The sequence below is a fragment of the Catenulispora sp. GP43 genome (genome assembly GCF_041260665.1).
Taxonomy (GTDB): Bacteria; Actinomycetota; Actinomycetes; order Streptomycetales; family Catenulisporaceae; genus Catenulispora.
In genome coordinates, this window is the sequence record NZ_JBGCCT010000004.1 from 410929 (window position 1) to 433529 (window position 22601).

The 22601-nt window shown below is 73.3% G+C and carries 18 protein-coding genes; 3 read left to right on the forward strand and 15 right to left on the reverse strand.

The genetic code is table 11. The annotated features are described in order from the left end of the window. Window positions 1-66: 66 nt before the first annotated feature. The 3 genes from ABH926_RS11970 to ABH926_RS11980 all read right to left on the reverse strand — a co-directional run bounded on the left by ABH926_RS11970 (window position 67) and on the right by ABH926_RS11980 (window position 3723). Window positions 67-1011, reverse strand: coding sequence for a TIGR03621 family F420-dependent LLM class oxidoreductase (locus ABH926_RS11970; RefSeq protein ID WP_370365520.1), 945 nt, complete (start codon window positions 1009-1011; stop codon window positions 67-69). A 44-nt stretch (window positions 1012-1055) separates the two neighbouring features. Next, window positions 1056-2471 carry an FAD-dependent monooxygenase gene (locus ABH926_RS11975; protein WP_370365521.1) on the reverse strand — a complete coding sequence of 472 codons (1416 nt, stop codon included), beginning with the start codon at window positions 2469-2471 and terminating at the stop codon, window positions 1056-1058. Window positions 2472-2664: 193 nt separating this feature from the next. Continuing rightward, on the reverse strand, window positions 2665-3723 hold the full coding sequence (locus tag ABH926_RS11980; protein ID WP_370365522.1) for a transcriptional regulator: 1059 nt from the start codon (window positions 3721-3723) through the stop codon (window positions 2665-2667). A 1124-nt stretch (window positions 3724-4847) separates the two neighbouring features. Between ABH926_RS11980 and ABH926_RS11985 the strand changes: the two genes are divergently transcribed. Beyond that, a complete protein-coding gene (locus ABH926_RS11985; protein WP_370365523.1) occupies window positions 4848-5300 on the forward strand; it encodes a WhiB family transcriptional regulator in 453 nt (150 codons plus the stop codon). A gap of 342 nt (window positions 5301-5642) precedes the next feature. Here the strand turns inward: ABH926_RS11985 and ABH926_RS11990 are convergent, their stop codons facing one another. The 9 genes from ABH926_RS11990 to ABH926_RS12030 form a co-directional block, all read right to left on the reverse strand. Beyond that, window positions 5643-6452, reverse strand: a complete 810-nt coding sequence (locus ABH926_RS11990; protein WP_370365524.1) for a TrmH family RNA methyltransferase — start codon at window positions 6450-6452, stop codon at window positions 5643-5645. A gap of 29 nt (window positions 6453-6481) precedes the next feature. Further along, window positions 6482-7087 (reverse strand): TetR family transcriptional regulator, encoded by a 606-nt coding sequence (locus ABH926_RS11995; protein ID WP_370365525.1) that lies wholly within the window; start codon window positions 7085-7087, stop codon window positions 6482-6484. A 9-nt stretch (window positions 7088-7096) separates the two neighbouring features. Then, window positions 7097-8110, reverse strand: a complete 1014-nt coding sequence (locus tag ABH926_RS12000) for an aldo/keto reductase (protein ID WP_370365526.1) — start codon at window positions 8108-8110, stop codon at window positions 7097-7099. Between the two features lie 68 nt (window positions 8111-8178). Beyond that, complete coding sequence (locus tag ABH926_RS12005; protein ID WP_370365527.1) at window positions 8179-8871, reverse strand: hypothetical protein; 693 nt, start codon at window positions 8869-8871, stop codon at window positions 8179-8181. Window positions 8872-9005: 134 nt separating this feature from the next. Then, complete coding sequence (gene cobA / locus ABH926_RS12010) at window positions 9006-10223, reverse strand: uroporphyrinogen-III C-methyltransferase (protein WP_370365528.1); 1218 nt, start codon at window positions 10221-10223, stop codon at window positions 9006-9008. A 37-nt stretch (window positions 10224-10260) separates the two neighbouring features. Further along, a complete protein-coding gene (gene cobT, locus ABH926_RS12015) occupies window positions 10261-14562 on the reverse strand; it encodes a nicotinate-nucleotide--dimethylbenzimidazole phosphoribosyltransferase (protein ID WP_370365529.1) in 4302 nt (1433 codons plus the stop codon). Window positions 14563-14745: 183 nt separating this feature from the next. Then, a complete protein-coding gene (locus ABH926_RS12020) occupies window positions 14746-16032 on the reverse strand; it encodes a precorrin-6Y C5,15-methyltransferase (decarboxylating) subunit CbiT (protein ID WP_370365530.1) in 1287 nt (428 codons plus the stop codon). Window positions 16033-16281: 249 nt separating this feature from the next. After that, the gene (locus ABH926_RS12025) at window positions 16282-16716 is read right to left on the reverse strand and encodes a GNAT family N-acetyltransferase (RefSeq protein ID WP_370365531.1); all 435 of its coding nucleotides are present in this window, start codon (window positions 16714-16716) and stop codon (window positions 16282-16284) included. A 340-nt stretch (window positions 16717-17056) separates the two neighbouring features. Beyond that, a complete protein-coding gene (locus ABH926_RS12030) occupies window positions 17057-17950 on the reverse strand; it encodes a sulfite exporter TauE/SafE family protein (RefSeq protein WP_370365532.1) in 894 nt (297 codons plus the stop codon). Between the two features lie 267 nt (window positions 17951-18217). On the opposite strand from ABH926_RS12030, the gene ABH926_RS12035 reads away from it, so the two are divergent. Then, window positions 18218-19093, forward strand: a complete 876-nt coding sequence (locus ABH926_RS12035; RefSeq protein ID WP_370365533.1) for a DMT family transporter — start codon at window positions 18218-18220, stop codon at window positions 19091-19093. 69 nt (window positions 19094-19162) lie between these two features. Here ABH926_RS12035 and ABH926_RS12040 read toward each other — a convergent pair whose 3' ends face one another. The 3 genes from ABH926_RS12040 to ABH926_RS12050 form a co-directional block, all read right to left on the reverse strand. Further along, on the reverse strand, window positions 19163-20203 hold the full coding sequence (locus ABH926_RS12040) for an SPFH domain-containing protein (protein ID WP_370365534.1): 1041 nt from the start codon (window positions 20201-20203) through the stop codon (window positions 19163-19165). 173 nt (window positions 20204-20376) lie between these two features. After that, entirely contained in the window at window positions 20377-20796 is a 420-nt protein-coding gene (locus ABH926_RS12045; RefSeq protein ID WP_370365535.1) for an NfeD family protein, read from the reverse strand. A 56-nt stretch (window positions 20797-20852) separates the two neighbouring features. After that, entirely contained in the window at window positions 20853-21674 is an 822-nt protein-coding gene (locus ABH926_RS12050) for an ABC transporter ATP-binding protein (RefSeq protein ID WP_370365536.1), read from the reverse strand. Between the two features lie 144 nt (window positions 21675-21818). Between ABH926_RS12050 and ABH926_RS12055 the strand changes: the two genes are divergently transcribed. After that, entirely contained in the window at window positions 21819-22595 is a 777-nt protein-coding gene (locus ABH926_RS12055; RefSeq protein ID WP_370365537.1) for a hypothetical protein, read from the forward strand. The last annotated feature ends 6 nt before the right edge of the window (window positions 22596-22601 follow it).

Consider the following 22601-nt stretch of genomic DNA (forward strand, 5'->3'; position numbering starts at 1 on the left):
TGAGCGAAAGCGATGGGGAGGTTCCCGGCCGGGAACCTCCCCATCGCTTTGCCCGGCTTGGTGCGCCTACTGCCCGGCGAGAGCCTCGACCACCGGGGCCAGCGCGTCCAGATCGTCGATCAGGAACGAGCTGATCCCGAAGCGCTCGCGCAGCTCCAGGAACTTGGCCGTCAGCTCCTTGGCGCTGCCGATGTACGTGTGCGGCGACTCCAGGATCTCCTCGACCGTCAGCTCCACCCCGGTCTTCTCCCGGATCCGGTCGGCGCGGCGCTGCGCCTCGGCGCGCGGCTCGGAGGTGATGACCGTGGGGCCGCCGGTGGGATAGGTGTTCAACTCGATCTCGGCGAAGCGCTCCCCCGCGGCCTCGCGGATCCAGCCGATCTTCTCCTCGGTGGCCGCCGCGGTGATGCTGGGCGCGTCCAGCCGCGGGACGTCGCCGGCGAGGATGCGCGGGGCCAGGCCGATGACCTGGGCCTGGCGCGCGGCCAACGTCAGGAGCCGCTTGCCGCCCCCGCCGAGGAAGAACGGCGGATGCGGCTGCTGCACCGGCGTCGGGATGTCGTCGAGGTCGGTGATCGTGTAGTACTCGCCGTCGAAGGAGAACGCGCCGTCGCCGAAGCTGCCCTTGATGATCGCGATCGCCTCGGCCAGCTTCTTGATCCGCACCCCGACCGGCTCGAAGGGGATGCCGATCGCGTCGTACTCCGGCTTGTTCCAGCCGGCGCCGATCCCGATGTCCAGCCGGCCGTCCGAGAGCCGGTCGAGCGTGGCCAGCTCCTGGGCCAGCACCGCCGGATGCCGCAGGCTGTTGTTGAGCACGAAGGTGCCCACGCGCAGCCGCTCGGTCACCGCCGCCACCTGCGCCAGCGGCAGCAGGGGCGCCAGGCCCATGAGGTGGTCCGGGATGACGAAGCCGGAGCAGCCCATCGCCTCCGCCTTGCGGGCGAAGGGGATGAGGTCGGAGTACCCGTCGTTGTCGCCGATGGTCGCCAGGAAGCGGAAGGGACGCATCCCACCATCTTTCTCGATGCCGGCGCTGTGTGGTGGGTTCACGGTCATGCGCCGGCCGCATCGATCGCCCGCGCGACGTCCTCGGCGCTCGGGGCGTCGGCGGCCCAGGCGATGTAGCCGTCGGGACGGACCAGGCGCACCGGTCCGCCGTCCGTCGCCGTCGCCGTCTTCACCCCGGCCTTCGCCGCGGGTTCGTGCAGGTACGCGGGCGCCACGAGCACGAATCCGCCGCCGCGCAGCGCTTCCAGCAGCCGGGACGGGGTGCCGGCCAGCGGCACGTCGCCGGCCCGATGACCGGTCAGCGGATGCGCGCCGTGCGGTGCGGCGTAGGAGATCCACAGTCCCGACAAGGCGAAACCGAGCCTCCGGTTCACCGCCGGCCGCGCCAGGGCGAAGTGCATCGCCAGGTTCCGGGCCTTGCGCGCCGGAGTGGCCTTGATCTGCGCCGCCCGCAGCAGCCGCCCTGATCCCTTGACCACCGCGCTGCCGACCGGATAGCGCTCGGCCTCATAGCTGTCCAGCAGTGCCTCGTCGGCGCGGCCCCGCAGGACCGCGACCAGCTTCCACGCCAGGTTCGCCGCGTCCAGCAGCCCGGTGTTCATCCCCTGCCCGCCGGCCGGGCTGTGCGTGTGCGCGGCGTCGCCGGCCAGGAAGACCCGGCCGACGCGGTAGTGCTCGGCCTGCCGCTCGTCGCTGTGGAAGCGGCTGGACCAGCGCGGCTCCCCCATGCCGAAGTCCGTCCCGAGCGTCTCGCGCAGGATCTCGCGCACCTCGCCGAGCTCGACCGGCTCGGTCTCGGCCTTGGCGTGCTTCTGGTCCCAGCAGATGATCCGGTGGTAGCCGTCCTTGAACGGGGCCACGAAGGCGAACTTGTCGCCGTCGGTGTTCGTCGCGATGCGGGTCTCCGGCGGCTGCGACAGCTTGGCGTCCACCAGCATCACCGAGGCCACCACGGTGTGGCCGGGGAACTCCACGCCCAGCAGCGAGCGCACCGAGCTGCGGCTCCCGTCGGTGCCGACGACGTACGCGGCGCGCTCCTCCCGCGAGCCGGACCCGTCGCGGATGGTCACGGTCACGCCGTCCGCGTCCTGCCGCAGACCCACGACCTCGGACTCGTACCGGATCTCGACGCCGAGCCGCTCCAGCCGCTCGTGCAGCACCGCCTCGGTCTCGTACTGCGGCACCACCAGCAGGTACGGGTAGGGCGTCGGCAGCTCGGAGACGTCCACCACCGCGGTGTCGAACAACCGCAGCGACTGGACCGGCGCGCCCCGCTCGATCAGCGGCGCGGCGATGTCCCTGGCGTCGAACGCCTCCAGGGTCGTGGCGTGCACGACCAGGGCGCGGCTCAGGTTGGACAGGCCGGGACGCCGGCGCTCCAGCAGCGTCACCGGGATCCCGGCCTCGGCCAGGTCGCCGGCCAGCAGCATCCCGGTGGGACCGGCGCCGACCACGACCACGCCGCGACTATCAATATCCTTAGTTAAAGTCTCTGGCACGCCACGGAACGTAGCGTCCGCAAGCGCTTGGCGTCCAGAGTCCGGACACCCCAAGATCGCCCGGCGCGCGAACCGGGGCCCGCCGGGACGGCCGTGCGGCCGTCGTCGCGGCGGACCCCGGTCAGCGGATCCGAACTCTCTGCCCCGGGCGGCCTCAGGTCGCCAGGCGCATCGTCGCGCCCCAGGAGGAGTTCATCCGCATGTCCAGTTCGCGGACCGACCGCGTGTCATCGAAGGTGTCCATCTTGCGGCGCACGTTGTAGATCCGGTCCCAGCCGATGCCGTACCAGTGCTTGTCCAGGTTGACCAGGGCCCGCTCCAGCGTGGTGCAGGCCTGCTCGATCTCCTTGGTGCGCACGTGGATGTCGGCCATGTCGGCCAGCACGATCGTGCGCTGCTTGGCCTCGTTGGGCTTGAGCGCCATCAGCGAGCACAGCAGCGCCTCCTGCGCCAGCTCCGGGCTGCCGCCGTTGATGTGGCAGAAGCCCTTGAAGCCGTTCAGGCGGGTGGCGTCGAAGTAGTCCAGCCATTCGGGGTCCGGGACGGTGGAGCGGTCGGCGTCCGACAGCGCCTCCTCGGCCCGGCCGATCAGGTCGACCGCGCGCTTCTGGTCGCCCAGGCGGGCCTCGATCTCGGCGTCCACGGCGTGCAGCCAGGAGCGCTGGACGGCGCTGACACCGCGCGCGGCGTGCGCGTAGGCGGCGCGCATCAGGTCGCGGGACTCGCCGGCCTTGCCGTCCCAGGCCGGGATGAAGGCCAGGTGGGCCAGGATCGCCGAGCCCAGCTGGTGGTCGTCGGCCTCGCGCGCGGCGACCAGGGCGTTGCGGTAGTGCATGCGGGCCGGCTCGGCCTTCTTCAGGTCGAAGAACGCCAGCCGGGCGGCCAGCAGCGAGGCCTCGGCCAGCGAGCCGGCCAGCCGGGAGCGCTGGGCCTGCGGGCCGGTGCCGCTCAGCAGCGCCGCCCCGAGTTGGGCGTGCGCGACGGCCGGGGAGTACATGCGGGCCGGGGGGACTGTGTAATACAGCGATCGCTGTTGACTGGTGATGAATTCATAACCGTCCACCATCTGCCGGTCGAACGGGACCGCGCGGCCGGCCGGGTCGGCGGCGGCCGGCAGCCGGTCGGGGGCTTCTGCCCCGTACGCGGTGCTCTCACCCGCCCCGGCCACGGTCAGCGCCGCGGCGGCGCTGGCGACGAATTCTCGGCGCTTCACTGGGTCGTGCCCTCCAGATCGGTCGGCGGGCCGCGTGCGGCACAGCCCTGCCATCCGTCCGTGTTGCGTGGCTCCCCCAGCTGCACCGTCGTCCTCGGACTCACTTACCGGAGCACGCCCAGTAGCGGCGGTCGGTGGCTGTGACGACTCCGGCCGCGGCGCCCACGGCACCGACCATCCGACCTGGAATCCCATCTGCGCGACGGAGACGCCGAAGACCTCTTCGAGAACCCGCTGGTACGCCGGGAGCGGACACGGCGGATCCTCACTCTCCCACCGGCGGACCTGCCGGACGGAAAGTGACAGCACCTTACCAAGCGCGCGGGAGGCTTTCTCGAACTCCGCGGCGAATTCCGCCTGCGTCCAGTGCCGAGACAGCCGCAAGGCCTTCAGTGCCGTGTTGCCTGCCGGCTTCCTACCCGGGGAAGAGCTTGGATCCACCTGCATGGCAGAACCCTTCGGTCCATGCGCCTGGAGCGCCCGGCCCCGCGCCGACCGCAGCCCGATCCGGCGGCGGCCTGGTGGCCGGCCGTCGCAGAGGGCTGGTTCAGACGTTAGACCCGAACAAGCCTCCAATGGTAGTACAACCACCCGAAAGGACTATGGCGAATACCTGCGAAAGCCGGGATCAGCCTGATCAGCGCCCTGCGTCGAAGCGCCGGTTTTGCTAAAAAATCTCCTTCTCCCACGCCCCGCCGCGCCCCTTGCGGCACCGCGGCCTGCGACATTCCCTCCCGGCGCCGAAGCGGTACCGACGGCGACACCCCTGCCGCCAAGTGGCCTATCCCCCCGTCGATAACATCCTGTGAAGAATTCTCAGCCTCTCAAGGTTTATCCCACCCCGCCGCCGCGAACCCTTCCAGGCCGCCAGACCGCCTTCCCGAGTGAATCCGCCGATGCGCGTGCAACCGCCCGTGCAGGTGCCGTGACCACCCGGCCGCGCACCGTCCATCGAAACGAGCTGAGAAGAAATCGCCTCGTTCGGCGGGAACACCAGGCCCCCGTGATCCGTTACACCCGTAACCCGGCATTGCCGCTGACGGCAGCCAGCTGAGGGGCGGTGCGAACCGCCGGGTGGATCACGGCAGGTGCGCGGAGTTCAATTGGAGGGGGTGAGCCGGATCATGGCTCAGCAGACCACGGTGCGAGGAGCCGTCGGACCGATACCGGTCCGGTCGTCGTCGGCACGGACGGCGGCCCGGATCCCGCCGATCGCCGAGCTCAAGCTCGGTTGGCAGGAGCGCGGACTGTGCCAGTCCGGGGACGCGACGGTCTTCTTCGCGCCGGATTCGGAACGGATCCGCGAACGGGAGAAGCGTGAGACGGCCGCCAAGCGGGTGTGCGACGACTGTCCGGTCCGCCAGCAGTGCCTGGAGCACGCGCTGGCGCTGCCGGAGCAGTTCGGCATCTGGGGCGGACTGACCGAGGTGGAACGGGCGGAGGAGGCCCGCCGCCGCCGCGGTGCCGCGACCGGCGCGCGTCCGGTGGTGGTGCCGATCCGGATCGGCACGCAGCGCGACCGGGGATTCGCCGACGCACAGGCGGCCACCAGGGAGGGGACCGAAGTGGCGGCGTGAGAGCCGCCGGAAAGCCTTACCGCACAACAGCAGCCACCGTACGGAACAAGCGCCGGGCGGGCCGGGGAGGCCTGCCCGGCGCTTGGTTTTCCCGCACCCGCGGCGCGCTGGCGGAAAACCGTCGCGGCGGACATTCAGGGAAATCGCGGTGCCGGCGAAGAACAGCGCAGCGGACGCCGACGTCCGGCATCCGCCGCGGCGGCCCCGGATCCCCCGCACCTGCTGAGTGGGCCTATGCGTGACGGATAGACGGAAACCCGCACCGGAGAACGCATATCCTGGAGCGCCGGCCCGCATTCCGATCGCCCTTCCCGGAAAATGCCGGAAGCCCTCCGGCGAAAGTCATTCGGCGGCGCCGATCGCATAACACGCGACGGCCGCGGCGGCCGCGACATTCAACGAATCCACTCCGGCCGCCATGGGAATTCTGACCCGCATATCGGCGGCGGCCAGAGCCGGATCGGACAGGCCGTCGCCCTCGGTCCCCAGCAGCAGCGCCACCTTGTCCTGCGGACCGAACCGCAGGTCCCGCACGTCGATCGCGGTCGGGCCCGGCGTCAGCGCGATGGTGCGGAAACCGTGCTCGGCCAGCGTCGCCAGGCCGCCGGGCCAGGAGTCCAGCCGCGCGTAGGGCAGCGCGAACACCGTCCCCATCGACACCCGGACCGAGCGGCGGTACAACGGGTCCGCGCAGCTCGGCGTCAGCACCGCGGCGTCCATCCCGAGCGCCGCCGCGCTGCGGAAGATCGCGCCGAGATTGGTGTGGTTGACGATGTCCTCCATGACCACGACGCGCTTGGCCCGCGCCAGCACACTCCCGGCGTCCAGGACCGGGGTGCGCTGCATCGAGGCCAGGGCGCCGCGGTGGACGTGGAAGCCGGTCACCGCCTCCAGCAGCGGCTCGCTGCCGACGTACACCGGGGCGTCCACCGCGTCGATCAGCGGCCGCATCGCCTGGACCCACTTCGGCGACAGCAGCGTCGAGCGCATCGGGTAGCCGGCGGCCAGCGCGCGGCGGATCACCTTCTCCCCCTCGGCCAGGAACAGGCCCTCGGCGGGTTCGCGGACCTTGCGCAGCTCGACGTCGGTGAGGCCGGAGTAATCATGCAGCCGCGGGTCGGACGGGTCGGTGACTTCGATCAGTTCTCCCACGATGCTGCATCCTGCCGCATCCGGGGCCCTCAGCCGGAATCGCGCGGGAGCAGCCCGTCGCGCAGCAGCGCCCAGACGTTCGCGAAGGACTCGTCGACCTCCGGCCGGACCCACGCCGCGCGCGCCGCCGGGTTGTGGAACTTGGCCATGGCGTCGAAGACCGCCAGCGCGGTCCGCCTCGGGTCCCGCGAGGCGATCTCGCCGCGCTCCACCCCCTCGGCGACCACCCTGGTCAGCTGCTCGACGACGAAGTCGATGTGCGCGACGACCGGGGTGCGCGCGTCCTCGGCCAGCTCGGCGAACGCCGCGAAGAACTCCGGGTCGTCCTGCGCCCGGGTCCACTTCGTCTCCGCCAGCGTCCACAGCAGCAGCCGGATCCGCTCGGGGGCCTGCCCCGCGCCGTCGGCGACGGCCGCGAGCGCCGGGTGCATCCGCTGGAGCCAGCGGTCCACCACGGCGTCCCGCAGGTCCGCCTTGGTCGGGAAGTGCCGGTACACCGAGCCGTGGCTGACCCCGAGCGCCCGCGCGACGTCGACCACGCTGGTCTTGGCCGGGCCGAAGCGGCGCAGGGTCTCCTCCGCCGCTTCCAGGATGCGCTCGGATGTCAGGGGCCCGCCTGGTGTGCTGGTACTCACCGCTGAACTCTATTTCTCCGAGTCGAGGTGGGCCATCTGCTCGGCGGCGTACCGGGTGCCGGCGGCCGATCCGGCGGGCACCGCCTTCTCGATCTGGGCGAGGTCGTCGGCGGTCAGCGTGACGCCGAGCGAGCCCAGCGACTCCGCCAGGCGCTCCCGCCGCCGGGCGCCGACCAGCGGCACGATGTCCGTGCCCTGCGCCGCGACCCAGGCGATCGCCAGCTGCGCGACCGTGACGTTCTTCTCCGCGGCGATCGAGCGCAGCGTCTCGACCAGCGCGAGGTTGTGGTCCAGGTTCTCGCCCTGGAAGCGCGGCGAGTGCGCGCGGAAGTCTCCGGCGCCGCCGCTGCCCCTGGTCCAGTGGCCGCTGATCAGGCCGCGGGAGAGCACGCCGTAGGCGGTGATCCCGATCCCCAGCTCGCGGACCGTCGGCAGGATCGCGGCCTCGATGCCGCGCGAGATCAGCGAGTACTCGATCTGCAGGTCCGAGATCGAGTGCACGGACGCGGCCTTGCGCAGGGTCTCGGCGCCGACCTCCGACAGGCCGATGTGCCGGATGTAGCCGGCCTGCACCATCTCGGCCAGACCGCCGATGGTCTCCTCGATCGGGACCTTCGGGTCCAGCCGGGCCGGGCGGTAGACGTCGATGTGGTCCACGCCGAGCCGGCGCAGCGAGTACGCCAGAGAGGTCTTCAGGGCGTTGGGGCTGGTGTCGTAGCCGATGAAGGCGCCGGCCGGGTCGCGCTGGGCGCCGAACTTCACGCTGAGCAGGTAGCGGTCGCGCGGGATGCCGCGCAGCGCGTCGGCCAGCAGGAGCTCGTTGTCGCCCATGCCGTAGAAGTCGCCGGTGTCGATCAGGGTGATCCCGGCGTCCAGGGCGGCGTGCACGGTGGCGATGGACTCGTCGCGGTCGGTCGGCCCGTACAGGGCGGACATGCCCATGGCCCCGAGGCCGAGGGGGAAGACTTCGGGGCCGGCGGCGCCGAGGCGGCGGGCGGCGAAGGGGCTGTCAGTCGTCGTCATGCCTTCGACGATACGACTGACAGCTGACAGATTTCAAGTTTTGTCATTCGCCAATTGTCAGCCACCCGTCAGGCGGCCCCGTCCGCCGGGCTCGCCGGGTCGGTCGGCGCGCCCGGGTTCTTGGCGGTCCTGGCCGGGACCGCGACGGCGGTCGCGGTGATGGTGTCGCCCTGGAGCGGGCCGAGCACCGTCACGGTCATCCCGGCCTTCAGGTCGGCCGCGGTGAGGGCGTGCGCCTTGGAGCCGAAACGGGTCTTGGCGTCGTAGTCGACGGTCACCGTCGTGCCCTTGGCATCGGTCCCGGTGAAACTGCCGGACCCGACCTGGGTGATCGTGACCCGGGCGAGCTTGCCGGTCCTACCGGTCTTGGCGTGCTTGCCGCCCGCGCCGGTCGTGGCGCCGGCGCCGGGCTGGCTCTGCGTCTGATCGGTGGCCGGCGCGGCCGCCGCGCTGTTCGAGGACGGGCCCGAGGACTGGAACGCCGCCGACGTGCCCCAGGCGGCCCCGCCGAGCACGATCACCCCGGCCGTGCCCAGCAGGGCCAGCTTCAGCGGGCCCAGCCGGGTCAGGCGCTGCTTGAAACCGGGCCGCCGGGGCTCCGGCGCGCCGAACGGCTGCTGCTCGAAGCCCTGCTCGAAGCCCTGCTGGTAGCCGCCCTCGTAGCCGGGGGCCGGGGCTCCGACGCCCTCCGCGGGGATGTTGTACGGGTCGACCGGCTCGAAGCGCCGGGTCGCGTCGATCGGGTCCTGGTCCTGGCTCATGGTGGCATTACATCGGCTCGCGGATAAGCCGGTGGTCAATAAGCCCGATGTAAAGGCGGCAGCGTCAGGGCTGTAAAGGCGGCAGCGTCAAGGCGGCAGCGTCAAGGCGATGGCGAAGCCCGCCGCCGCGCGCCTCAGGCCAGTCCGACGACCGGCCCGACCACCACGATCGCCGGCGGCCGGATCCCGGCCTCGGCCACCGCGGCCTCGATCATCTCCAGCGTGGTCCGCACCCGGCGCTCGCCGGGCATCGTGCCCTCCTGGATCACCGCGACCGGGGTCTGCGGATCACGGCCGTTGGCGACCAGGGCCGCGGCGATCGCGCCGATGCGCTCGATGCCCATCAGGATCACCAGCGTGCCGGTCATCCGGCCCAGGGCGGCCCAGTCCACCAGGGACTTCGGGTGGTCCGGCGCGACATGGCCGGAGACCACGGTGAACTCGTGCGCCACGCCCCGGTGCGTGACCGGGATGCCGGCCAGCGCCGGCACCGAGATCGAGCTGGTGATGCCCGGCACCACCGAGCACGGCACGCCGGCCTCGGCGCAGGCCAGCACCTCCTCGAAGCCCCGGCCGAAGACGAACGGGTCGCCGCCCTTGAGCCGGACCACGGACTTGCCGGCCTTCGCCCGGGTGATGAGCACCTCGTTGATCGCCTCCTGGGCCAGCGCACGGCCGTAAGGGATCTTCGAGGCGTCGATGATCTCCACGTCCGGCGCCAGCTCGTCCAGCAGGCCGCGCGGCCCGAGCCGGTCGGCCACCACCACGTCGGCCTCGGCCAGCAGCCGGCGGCCGCGCACGGTGATCAGGTCCGGGTCGCCGGGCCCGCCGCCGACCAGCGCCACGCCCGGGGTGCGGCCGCGGTGGTGCGGCGCGGCCAGGGTGCCGTCGCGCAGGCCCTCCAGGACCCCGTCCCGGACGTCCACGGCACGCCGCGGGTCGCCGCCGCCGATCACCGCGACGGTGACGCCGTCGTGCCGGCCGACCGCCGGGGTCCACGCGCTGGAGTCCTCGGCGGAGTCGGCCCGGGAGCAGAACACCCGGCCGGCCTCCGCCTCGCGCGCCACCGCGGCGTTCACCGCCGGATCGTCGGCGGCGGCCACGGCGTACCAGGCCCGGCCCAGATCACCGGCCCGGTACGGCCGCCGCTCCCAGACGATCTCGCCGCCGTCGGCCAGCGCCTCGATCGCCGGCGTCGCCTCGGGGGCGACGACCAGGACGTCGGCGCGGGCGTCCAGCAGCCCGAGGACCCGGCGCTGGGCCACCGGGCCGGCACCGACCACCACCACCCGCCGGCCGGCCAGCCGCAGCGCGGCGGGGTAGACGGAAGCGGGGTCGGTCATGGCGCTCATCTGTTCGGTGTTCCCGTGTCGTTCGCAGGGGCGTCGGCTAGGCGGCGTTCTCGTCGTCGTCGTCCGCGCGCTCCGCGACGCCGGCCGACTCGAAGGTCGCCACGTCCCGCAGCGCGCGCACGGCCGCCTGCACCAACGGTAGGGCCAGGACCGCGCCGCTGCCCTCCCCCAACCGCAATTCGAGATCGATCAGCGGGACCACGCCCAGGGCCTCCAGCGCGAGCTGGTGCCCGGACTCGGCCGAGCGGTGCCCGGCGACCATGGCGTCGGTGGCCTCCGGCGCCAGCGCCTGGGCCACCAGCGCCGCGGCGCCGGCGATCACGCCGTCCAGGATCACCGGGATCCGCAGGCTCGCCGCGCCCAGGATGAAGCCGGCCAGCGCGGCGTGCTCCAGGCCGCCGACCGCGGCCAGCACCCCGAGCGGGTCGCCGGGATCCGGGCGGTGCAGGTCCAGGGCCCGGCGCACCACGTCGACCTTGTGCGCGTAGGTCTGCTCGTCTATCCCGGTGCCGTACCCGGTGACCTGGGTCGGCGAGGCGCCGGTGAACGCGGCGATCAGCGCGGCGCTCGCGGTGGTGTTCGCGATCCCCATGTCGCCGGTCAGCAGCACCTTGTTGCCGGCGGCGACCAGGTCCCGCGCGGTCTCCACGCCCACCTCGAGCGCGGTCAGCGCCTCCTCGCGGGTCATCGCCGGCCCCACGGCCAGGTCCGCGGTCCCGTACCGGATCTTGCGCGGCACCAGCCCGGTCTGCTGCGGCAGCTCGGCGTTCACGCCGACGTCCACCACGCACACCTCGGCGCCGATCTGGTGCGCGAAGGCGTTGACCACGGCGCCGCCGGACAGGAAGTTCAGCACCATCTGCGCGGTGACCTCCTGCGGCCAGGGCGTGACACCCTGCGCGTGCACGCCGTGGTCGGCGGCGAACACCGCGACCGCGGCGGGCTCCGGGATCGGCGGCGGGAAGACCCCGGCCAGCCCGGCCAGCTGCACCGAGACGTCCTCCAGGACGCCCAGGGACCCGGCCGGCTTGGTCATCACCTCCTGGCGGGCCAGCGCGGCGTCGCGCGCGGCCTTGTCCAGCGGGGCGATCGCGGCCAGCGTCTCCTCCAGCAGCGACACCGGGCTGCTGCCCGGCAGCGCCCGGCGGCCGTACTGCTCGTCGTGCACGGCCCAGGCCAGCGGCCGGCGCTTGGCCCAGCCGGCCCCGGACAGCTCCGGCTCGCCCGGGAACTCGTGGACGAAGCCGACGCACAGGTAGGCGACCACCGACAGGTGGTCCGGCAGGTCCAGGGTGCGGGTGAGCTCGCGCTCGTCGAAGAACGACACCCAGCCCACGCCCAGGCCCTCGGCCCGCGCCGCCAGCCACAGGTTCTCCACCGCCAGCGCGGCGCTGTACGGCGCCATCTGCGGCTGCGAGTGCCGGCCCAGCGTGTGCCGGCCGCCCCGGGTCGGGTCGCAGGTCACGACGATGTTGACCGGTGTGTCGAGGATGGCCTCGATCTTCAGGTCCTTGAACGCCCGCTGCCGCGCCTTGGGCAGCGAGGCGGAGTACGCGTCGCGCTGCCGGGCGGCCAGGTCGTGCACGGCCTGCCGGGTCTCCCGGTTGCGCAGCACGAGGAAGTCCCACGGCTGCGAGAAGCCGACGCTCGGCGCGGTGTGCGCGGCCTCCAGGACCCGGGTGAGGACCTCGTCCGGGATCGCGTCGGGCAGGAAGGTGGAGCGCACGTCGCGGCGTTCGCGGATGACGCGGTGCACGGCGGCGAGCTCGGCGTCGTCGTACGGCGGGACCCGCGGGACGTCGTCGTAGGGCTCGCCGTCGGTGTCGTAGAGGTCGTCGACGCCGCCGGCCTGGTTCTCGAACTCACCGGCGTCGGCGTTCTCGGTCCCGGCGTTGGCCCACGGGACGAGCATCTCGGGCTCGGCGTCGGCGTCGTCGGCGTCCTCGTCGAGCTCGCCGTCCTCGGCGTACTCGCCGACCGCCTCGGCCGGGGCGATCGCCACGGTGGGCGTCGCGAACACCGGGCCCGGCTCCTCGCCGGCCCCGCCGAACTCCACGCCCTCGGCCGGGTCGTCGAACACCGGCGGCGCCGGCTCGAAGCGCGGCGGGTCCAGGTGCGCGGCCAGCGGCGGCTCGGCCTGCGGCTCGCCGGCGCCGTTGCCGGCGACACCGGCGCCCAGACCGTAGTCGGGGCTGGTGTTCGGGGTCAGCGGCCGGTCGCCGAACGACGGCATCCCGCCCTCCGGCGCGCCGAAGACCGGCGTGGCCGGCGCGGCCTCGGCGGCACCGAACGGGCTCTCCTCGACCGGCCGCGCCCCGAACGACGGGTCGTTGCCGGCCTGAGGCGCGAAGGCCTGCGGCCCGCCGAAGGTGGTCTGCGGGTCGATGCCGGCCGCGTGCGCGTCCTGCGCGGTGGGGAAGACGGGCTCGGCGTTCTCGGCGCCGAACGGCTGCGGAGCGGCCGCGGGCGGGAAGCCCTGGGCCTCGCCCGAGAAGTGCTGGGCCTCACCCGGGAAATGCTGGGCCTCGCCCGGGAAATGCTGGGCCTCGCCTGGGAAATTCTGTCGGGAGTTGAAGGAGGACTCGCCGGCCGGCGGGAAGCCCTGCGGGTTGTCGAACACTGCCTCGTCGGCGCCGAAGCCGCCCGCCGGCGGGAAGCCCTGCGGCGCGCCGAAACCGGCGTCGCCACGCTCGGCACCGAAGCCCTCGGCGCCGAAGCGCTGCTGTCCGTCGATCCCGGCGACCTCGTCGCGCTCCGCACCGAAGCCGGGCGCACCGGCGGGCGGGAATCCTTGCGGGGCACCGAAACCGGACTCGGCGTTGTCCGCGCCGAACCCGGGCGCACCGGCGGGCGGGAACCCTTGCGGCGCGCCGAAACCGGACTCGCCGCCATCCTGGCCAAAGCCCTGCGCAGCGAAACCAGACTCGGCGTTATCCGCACCGAAACCAGCCCCGCCCGCAGGCGGGAACCCTTGCGGCGCGCCGAAACCGGACTCGCCGCCATCCTGGCCAAAGCCCTGCGCACCGAAACCAGACTCGGCGCTATCCGCGCCAAACCCGGCCCCGCCCGCAGGCGAGAACCCTTGCGGCGCACTGAAACCGGCGTTGTTCGCGCCCGGGAAGCCCTGCTCCCCGAACGCCTGCTCCTCCGGCTGCGGCGCCGCGAAGCCCTGCGGCGCGCCGAAGCCGCCCTGCTGCTCCTCGGCGCCGAAGCCGTGGCCGTCGGCGTTCTGCACGCCGGGGTGCCGGCCGAAGGAGTCCTGGCCGAAGGAGTCCTGGCCGGGCTCGTCGAGGATCGCCGGGATGATGTCCGTCGGCTGGTCGTAGGAGGCCGGGCCGCGCAGCGGCGCGCGCAGGTCGAAGCCGGGGCGCTCGGGCGGTTCCGGGGCGGCGTCGAAGACGCTGATGTCGACCTGGCCGCGCTGGTCGCGGGGGTCCCGCTGGTCGCGCTGCTCCCTGGGGTCGCGCTCGTCGCGCGGCAGCGGGGTGCGGTCGGCCGCCTCGTCGAAGTCGTTGCCGTCGGCCGGGGACGCCTGCTGCGGGACCACCGGGTCGCGGCGGAAGACGTCGAACTGCTGGGCCTGGCGCAGGGCCTCGGCGCCGCGGGCGCCCGGCGAGCGGCGGGGCGTGGGGCCGGAGTCGGCGTTGGCGTCGCGCTGCTGCGGCACGCCGAAGCCGCCGCGGCCATCAGGACCCTGATTGCGGGGGCCGGGCTGCGGGCCGCGGCCGGGCGGCGGCTGCATCTGCGGCATCATCGGGCGCTGAGCACGCCCCGGCTCGCCGGGCCCGCGGCCGCCCTCGGCCGGGCCCCGGCCGCCGGCCGGCTGCTGGTCGCGGAACGCCGAGCCGGGCGGCACCGCGGGGCCGCCGGGCGCGCCGGCCGGACGCGGACGGATCGGGCGCGTGGGGCGGTTGGCAGACTCCGGGCCCTGCGGTCCACCGGGACCGCCGGGACCGCCGGGACCGCCATGGCCACCCGGGCCGCCGGGGACGCCGCCGGGCCCACCCGGGCCACCCGGGCCACCCGGGCCGCCCGGCGCCCCGGCGCCGGGACGCCCCGGCTGCTCCGGCCCGCCGAACGCACCGCGCGGATCCCGCCCGTCGCGCATCCGCGGGCCGCCCGGGCCACCCGGACCGCCCGCTCCGTTCGGCCCGCCGGGCCCGCCCGGCCCCGCGGAGCCGTTGCGCGGCCCCGGGAACTCGGCTTCGTCGTCGAACACCAGCCTGCTGAACTCGGTGGTCGGCGCGCTGTCGTCGTAGGGTCCCGCGCCGGGCGGGAAGCCGTCCTCGAACGGCGGCCTCCCGGAGCCGTCACGCCCGAAATCGTCGGCACCGGTCACCGTGGGTTCCTCGATCCTGTCGTTCCATACCATGGTTCGTATCCCGCTCCCGTTCCCCGTGTCCCCCTTGTCAGCGGGGGTTCGCGTTCGCGTGGGCGCTGCCAAGTATCGCTTGTCGGAGGCACGCGCGAGCCCGGAAGAGCATACGCAGCCCCGGATGGGTTGACTAAAATGCCGGGTCTGTCACCCAAGCTCACCCCAAAGAACGAATACCGGCGCCGCCGGAGCCAGCCGGAGCGCGTCCCCGGGCCGGGGCGCCAGCCTGGAGGCCTGCAACTGCACGCCGTCCACCCGGCGGTCGCCGATCCGCAGCGCCTGCCGGATGGCCGGCAGCCGGTCCAGCGCGGTGACCGCGGTGACGACGGTGCGCGCGCCGGTGGTGGCGCACGCCCGGACGATCTCGGCGCGCTCGGTCCCCACGAACACCGAGTCCGGGCGCGGCAGCGTGGCCAGGGCCGCCGGCGCCAGGCCGCTGACCACCTCGACGTCCACGCCGTGCATCACCGCGTTCAGCGATATCCGCTCGCAGGCGTCCGGATCACGCTCCACCGCGATCACCGCCGCGCCCAGCCGCGCGCACTCCACGGCCAGCGCCCCGGCCCCGGCCGCGACCTCCCACACCATCGCGCCCAGCCGCGGTGCCAGCCGCGCGAGTATCAAGGCCCTGATTTCAGCGGGCAGGACCTGCGGACCGCGGGCCACGAACGCGTTGTCCGGCACCGCCCAGCCGGCCGAGGGCCCGGCCCAGGCCGACACCCAGCCCGAACCCCAGCGCGGGTCGTGCGGGGAGTCCGGGCTCAGCCGCTCCTCGTCCAGCACCAGGATCGCGTCCGCGGCGCCCCAGACGACGCGCGCGGCCGCCTCGGTCGGCGAGAGCTTCTCGATCCGCTCGTCGGGCTCCCCGAGGTGCTGGGCCACGATGAAGGCGCGCTGGGCGCCGCGCAGGGCCGAGGCGACGCGGTGCGGCGGGAACTCCGGGGCGGCCACGATGGCCACCTTGGGGTGCGCGCGGGCGGTGTTGGCGGCGCGCTGCAGCGAGCGGTCGTCGGTCACGCAGACCACGACCGCGTCGTCCCAGGGCAGCCCCAGGCGCCCCAGGGTGGCGGCCACCGGGCCGGGCGCCGGGTAGCCGACGACCTCGAAGCCTGATTCGCGCAGATCGCGCAGCACGCCGAAGAACCCGGGGTCCCCGGCGGTCACCACCACCGCCGGGCCGGCCTTCGGATCGGTCAGGTGCGCGGTGAGCCGGGCGTAGGCCAGGCGGTTGTCCTCGCCCAGCAGGATCCGCCGCACGTGCTCGGGCACGCCGATCCCGTCGAGGTGGCGCGCCACCCCCACGACCAGTTCGGAGGACTCCAGGACCCGGCGGACCACCGGCCCCGGCAGTGATCCGTCGTAGCCGACGACCGCGACCGCCGCCGCGGCCTGGGCTATCGCCGGCCCCGCGGCCCCGTGCCGGCCGGCGGTCACGCCGGCCCCCCGCACAAAGCCACGGCGAAGCCGGGGGCGCGCCGTGGATCGGGCATGGAGAGGTCCTCCGCGTTACGTCTGTAGGAACTTCAACGCACACTAACACCGCCTGTTCCACAAGTGAGGCGGCGAATCAGTCAAAAGCGGGTAAATCAGGCAGCGAACATGCCCGTTCGGCCGTGGCGCGGATCTCACCGCGCGCGCCGGCGGCGCGCTCCGAGGAGGCGCGCACGTGCAAAGGCACGTGCATCAGTGGAACATGGTCACCTGCTGGACACCCTCGGCGATGAACGGATCGCCGTCCCGGGCGAACCCGAAGCGCTCGGCCCAGGGCTCCAGCGCGGTCGGGACGTCGATCAGCAGCCGCCGCTCGCCGGCCATCTTCACAGCGTAGTCCAGCAGCCGCCCGGCTATGCCGCGGCCGCGCGCGCCGAAGCGGGTGGCGAGCCGTTCTATCCGCAGGGTGTCGTCCGACTCCTGGACCACGCGCACGGCGGCCAGCACGTCCCCGTCGCGCTCGGCCCACAGGTGCACGCTGGACGGCTCGGTGTCCCGGCCGTCGATGTCCAGGTGCGAACTGCCCCATTCGACGATGAAGACCTCCTGCCGCAACCGCAGCAGGGCGTAGATGGTCGGCGCGTCGAGGTCCTCGATGTGCGCGTAGCGATAGGAGACCTTGCCCAAGACGAATCTCCGAAACGGGCCCGCCGGCGCCTGTGCGCCGGATGTCGTGGTGACGCGGCGAGCCGCCGCGCCGGTGGTGCCGAAACCTGCCGATCCTGCCGATGCCGCTGCCGATCCCGGTTGCCCCGCCCCTGACCGCCAGACCCGTGACCCCCGTCACCGGCAGAATACTGACCCAGGTGCACGGACGCCATGCACGTGCGGCACGGCGCCGGGACAGTTTCCAGGATAGGTAGTATCAGCTGGATACACTGCCGATTCGGTGAAGGTCACCTATGCACCGGACTACGGATATTTGTCCGGTTATGCCTCGGTGCCGCCCGGCCGGTCCGTCGTCGGCTCAGAGCACCATCGACCCGATGGCCACCAGGCCCACCACGATGATCAGCCCCCTGAGCACCCGGGGCGGCAGCCGGCGCCCGACGCTCGCGCCGATCTTCCCGCCGACCAGCGCGCCCACGGCGATGGCCAGGGCCGCGCCCCACTGCACCGAGGGGTGTTCCGGACCGCCGAGCCCCAGCGCGCCGACGGTGATGAACACCACCGCCGCTATGGCGTTCACCACACAGGCGAGCACGTTCTTCACGCCGTTGAGCACCTGCAGGTGGTCGCTGTAGGTCAGACCGAGGATCGCCATCAGCAGCACGCCCTGCGCGGCGCCGAAGTAGCCGCCGTACATCCCGCTGCCGAACACGGCCAGCAGGACGCCCCAGCCGCCGCGCCGCGCGCCGTCCGCCATGCTGTCCGCCGTGCCGTCCGCCGTGCCGTCCGCCACTTCGGCCGCCCCCTGGGCGCCGTTCGCGCCCCCGGCGCCCTCCGCCGCCTCGCGAGCGGCCCTGCGCGCCGCGATCCGCTTCGACAACCTCGGCTGCAGCACGATCAGCACCAGCGCCAACGCGATCAGCACCGGCACGATCGCCTTGAAGGCCTTGGCCGGCAGCAGGAACAGCAGCAGCGCGCCGATCGTGGCGCCGCACAGCGAGGCCAGCACCAGCCGCGTCAGCCGCCGGCCGCCGACGGCGCGGAACTTCGCGATCTCCGCGCGGTAGCCGTGGATGCCGGACAGCGACCCGGGCACCAGGCCGACGGTGTTGGTGACGTTGGCGACCACCGGGCTGTAGCCGAAGGCGAGCAGAGTCGGGAAGGTCACCAGCGTGCCGGAGCCGACCACGGTGTTGATCGTGCCGGCCGCCATGCCCGCGCCCAGCAGCGCCGCCACCTCGCCGATGCCCACCGCTGCCTCCCGCGTGTCCGGTCCCGGTCGAGCGTAGCGGCCCGATGATCGGTTGGCCGCGCCGCGTCCGCCGGTTAGGATCGCGATCGTGCACCGGTTGTTCCCGGTCACCCCGCCGCCGGGATCCTAGAAGCGGGGTCGACCTGATCATCAGGGACCGCCTGTCGGCGTGCTGAGCCGACGGGCTCACGTGTCACGCCCCGCTTCCCGCGACTGATTCCACCGCTCTCCATCGAGCACAGTCTTCTCTGTCGCAGGAGCGATCCCTTGATCTACCTCGTCTTTTCCGGCGTGCTCTGGGGCACCGGCGGGCTCACCGGCCGCCTGCTCTGGCTGCACGCGCACCTGTCCCCCGTCGCCGTGGCCGGCTACCGGCTGCTGATCGGCGGCACACTGCTCATCCTGTTCGCGACGGCCACCGGCCGCCGGCGTCCCCGAGGACGCGCGGCATGGCTGCGGATCGGGGCCGTCGGCGCTTTGGCGGCGGGCTTCCAGGCCTGCTACTTCGCCGCCGTGACGCTGACCGACGTCAGCCTGGCCACATTGCTCACCATCGGTGCCGCCCCGGTGCTGGTCGTGGCCTTCGAGCAGGCGACCGGACGGCGGCGCCTGGACACCCGGGTCGCCGCGACCGTCTCGCTGGCGGTCGTCGGCCTCGGGCTGCTGGTCGGCGAGCCGCCGCACGGCATCACCGCCGCACACCTCGCCGCCGGCGCCGGCTGCGCGATCGCCGGCGCCGCCGGGTTCTCGGCGATCAGCCTGATCGGTAAGAACCCGGTCCCGGGCCTGGACGAGGTCACGATGACCGGGTACAGCTTCACCGCCGGCGGGCTGGCGTTGATGGTCGCCGCCGGTGTCACCACCGGGGTCGGCTTCACGCCGCATCCCGCCGCGATCGGGCTTCTGCTCGCCCTCGGACTGGTGCCGACCGCCATCGCCTACGGCTGCTACTTCATCGGCCTGCGCGCCGCGGCGGCCAGCACCGGGACGGTCACGGCGCTGCTGGAGCCGCTGACCGGCACGGTCCTGGCCGTCAGCCTGCTCGGTGACCGCGTCACCGCGATCGGGGCGGTCGGCGCGGCCCTGCTGGCGGTGTCGGTGACCGCCGAGACGTGGCAGGCCCGCTCACGCGTCGTGGCATAGCGGGCATGGTCGTGGCATAGCGGGCATGGATGAGGGGCCGGTCCGAAGACCGGCCCCTCATCCGAGAACTCAGTCCTCGTCCTGGTTGAAGAAGACGTCGTCAGCCGGGCTCGACGTGCCGCGCTGGCGCGGCGGACGGTCGGCGCGCGGCGCCGGCCCCTTCGGCGGCGCGTCGGCGCTCGAGCCGAGCGCGTTGCCGTTGGCGGCCACCGGCTCCGGGGCCGAAGCGCCGGGCATCCCCGGCATGCGGCCCAGCGCCCCGCCGACGTTCTCCAGCGCCTTGCCGAACTCGCTGGGGATGATCCAGAGCTTGTTGCTGTCGCCCTCGGCGATCTTGGGCAACTGCTGCAGGTACTGGTAGGCCATCACCTGGTTGTCGGCGTTGCCCTCGTGGATGGCGTCGAAGACCTTGCGGATCGCCGCCGCCTCGCCCTCGGCCTGCAGCGCGCGGGCCTTGGCCTCGCCCTCGGCGCGCAGCACCGCGGCCTGCTTCTCGCCCTCGGCGGTGAGGATCTGCGACTGCTTGAAGCCCTCGGCCGACAGGATCGCCGCGCGGCGGTCCCGGTCGGCGCGCATCTGCTTCTCCATCGAGTCCTGGATCGAGGCCGGCGGCTCCACCGCCTTCAGCTCGACCCGGGAGACCCGGATGCCCCAGTTGCCGGTCACCTGGTCCAGGACCCCGCGCAGCTCGTTGTTGATGTAGTCGCGGCTGGTCAGCGTGCGCTCCAGGTCCATGCCGCCGACGATGTTGCGCAGCGTGGTGACCGTGAGCTGTTCGATCGCCTGGATGTAGTTGGTGATCTGGTACACCGCCGCGCGGGCGTCGGTGACCTGGAAGTAGATGACGGTGTCGATGGAGACCGTCAGGTTGTCCTGGGTGATCACCGGCTGCGGCGGGAACGGCACGACCTGCTCGCGCACGTCGATGATGGCGCGCACGCGGTCCACCACCGGCATCAGGATCCGCAGTCCCGGCGTCAGCGTGCGGGTGTAGCGGCCGAAGCGCTCGATGACGGCGACGGTCCCCTGCCCGACGATGCGCACGGACTGAAACAGGCTCACCGCGATCGCGGCGGCGATCAAGATGAGGACGACGATCGTGGCGACCATGTCGACTCCTCCTCCACAACTTCGATGTCCGGCGGTCAGGAGGCGGCAGGCACCCCCCGGTGACAGTGCTCGATCTTAGGCCCGGGAACGTATGCCGCACACACCGTTCCGTCGAGGATTGTCCTGCCCGCGCAAAGGGTTGCGGAATCCCAGGCGACGCCAGGCGAACAGGCTCAGAGGACCAGCGCGGTCGCGCCCTCGATCTGGGCGACGTCCACGCGGTCTCCGACCTCGTATTCCGTATGCCCGTCATAGGCGCGGGCACTCCAGATCTCCCCGGATATCCGGACTCTGCCGTCGTGCCCGTCGACCTTCTCCACCACCAGCGCCTCGCGGCCGATCAGCGTGTCGATGCCCTGGCGGTGCTCGGGCCCGCCGTGCAGCCGCTTCATCGCCGTCGGGCGGGCGAAGACCAGGGTGGCGACCGAGACCGCGCCGAAGGCCGCGAACTGCACGACCACGTTCCCTCCGGCGCCGGCCGCGAGCGCGGCGGCCGCCGCTCCGATCCCGAGCATCACGAACACCAGCGTGGTCGTGGTCAGCTCCAGCAGGATCAGGACGGCCGCGACGATCGCCCACACCATGGCGTGCATGGAGCCCATGCTACGGAAGGCGGCGCGGCTATCAAACCACGCCTATCAAAGCTCTGTCAGACGGCGCGGGCGTACCAGCGGTCACCCGCGGCGGTCTGGTACCGCTCCACACTCAGCGGCAGGCCGAACGTGGTGGTCAGGTTCTCCGAGGTGAGCGCGGCCTCGATCGGCCCGGCCGCCACCACCGCGCCGGCCCGCACCAGCAGGATGTGCGAGAAGCCCGGCGGGATCTCCTCGACGTGGTGCGTGACCAGGATGGTGACCGGCGCGTAGGGGTCGGAGGCCAGCCGGGCCAACCGGTGCACCAGGTCCTCGCGGCCGCCCAGGTCCAGGCCCGCGGCCGGCTCGTCAAGCAGCAGCAGCTCCGGATCGGCCATCAGCGCCCGGGCGATCAGCGCGCGCTTGCGCTCGCCCTCGGAGAGCGTGCCGAAGGTGCGCTTGCCGAACGCGTGCATGCCCCACCAGGCCAGCAGCTCGTCGGCGCGCTGCGCGTCGGCCTCGTCGTACTTCTCGCGCCAGCGGCCGACCATGCCGTAGGAGGCGGTCATCACCACGTCGCGGACCGTCTCGCCGCGCGGCAGCTTCTCGGAGACCGCGGCCGAGGAGTAGCCGATGCGCGGCCGCAGCTCGAAGACGTCGACCGCGCCGAGCCGCTCGCCGAGCACGCCGACCGCCCCGGCGGTCGGGAACAGCGAGGTGGCCGCGATGTTCAGCACCGTGGTCTTGCCCGCGCCGTTCGGCCCGAGCACCACCCAGCGCTCGCCCTCGCCCACCGTCCAGTTCACGGCGTCGAGCAGCTTGCGGCCCTCGCGGACCACGGAGACGTCGACGAGGTCGAGGACGCTGTCGGGGTCGACGGACAGGGCTTCGGTGGTCATGTTCGGCACCAGTTTCCTCACGCGGGCAGGCCTCGATCTTCGCGCGCCTAGCTTAGAGGACGCATGTGTACGACTCGTCGCACCGCCGGCCCGCGACCGTTCACCCGATCCCCTCCGTCGGCACCGCCACGTACCCTGGACCTCATGCTGAGCGAACACCGGTCGGGGCGCCTGGTCGCCTGGGGCAACGCGTGGCTCGCCGGGCACACCAGTCTGGACTCGGCCGCCGAGCAGGTGCGGGCGGACGGCGACGAGCCGCACCGGGTGGCCGGCGTGCCGGGCGAGGACGGCGAGGTGGGCTGGACCGTCGCGCTGGGCCGGCTGCGCGCCGCCGGGGTCACGGGCCTGCGGCTGGCGCTGCCGCGGCCGGGCGACCCGCTGGGGCTGAAGGGCCCGGCGGCCTTCAACCAGGCGGCGATCGCGGCCGGCGAGGCGGTGCTGACCGACGGGACCGCGCTGGGCATCGTGCCCTCGGTGGACGGCTACGGCCCGGCCGGCGACCGCGGCCACGCGGTCCGCTGGACGGTCACCGCGGTCCCGGACGGCGCGCCCGCGACCCCGACGCTGTCGGAGGCCGAACGCGAGCTGAACGCGGCCCTGCGCGAGGCCGCCGAGGAACTGGCCCGGCTGGACGTGGCGCGCTGGCGCCCGGAACTGGCCGAGTCGCTGGCCGCGATCCGGGGCCACGGCCGGGCGCCGGAGGCGGTGCTGGCGCCGGGCTACCCGCCGCGCGCCGTCAAGGTCCTGACCCAGGCGCAGCGCCTGGCCGCGATCGCCGACCTGGCCGGGCAGGACGAGGGCGGCAGCGTCACCGCGCTGGAGTCCCGGCTGCGGGCCTCGGCGCTGGTCGGCCTGGAGCGGGTGACGCGGCGCGCGCAGCTGGCGGCCTACCACTCGATCCTGGAGCCCGGCGTCCGCTGACGGGGC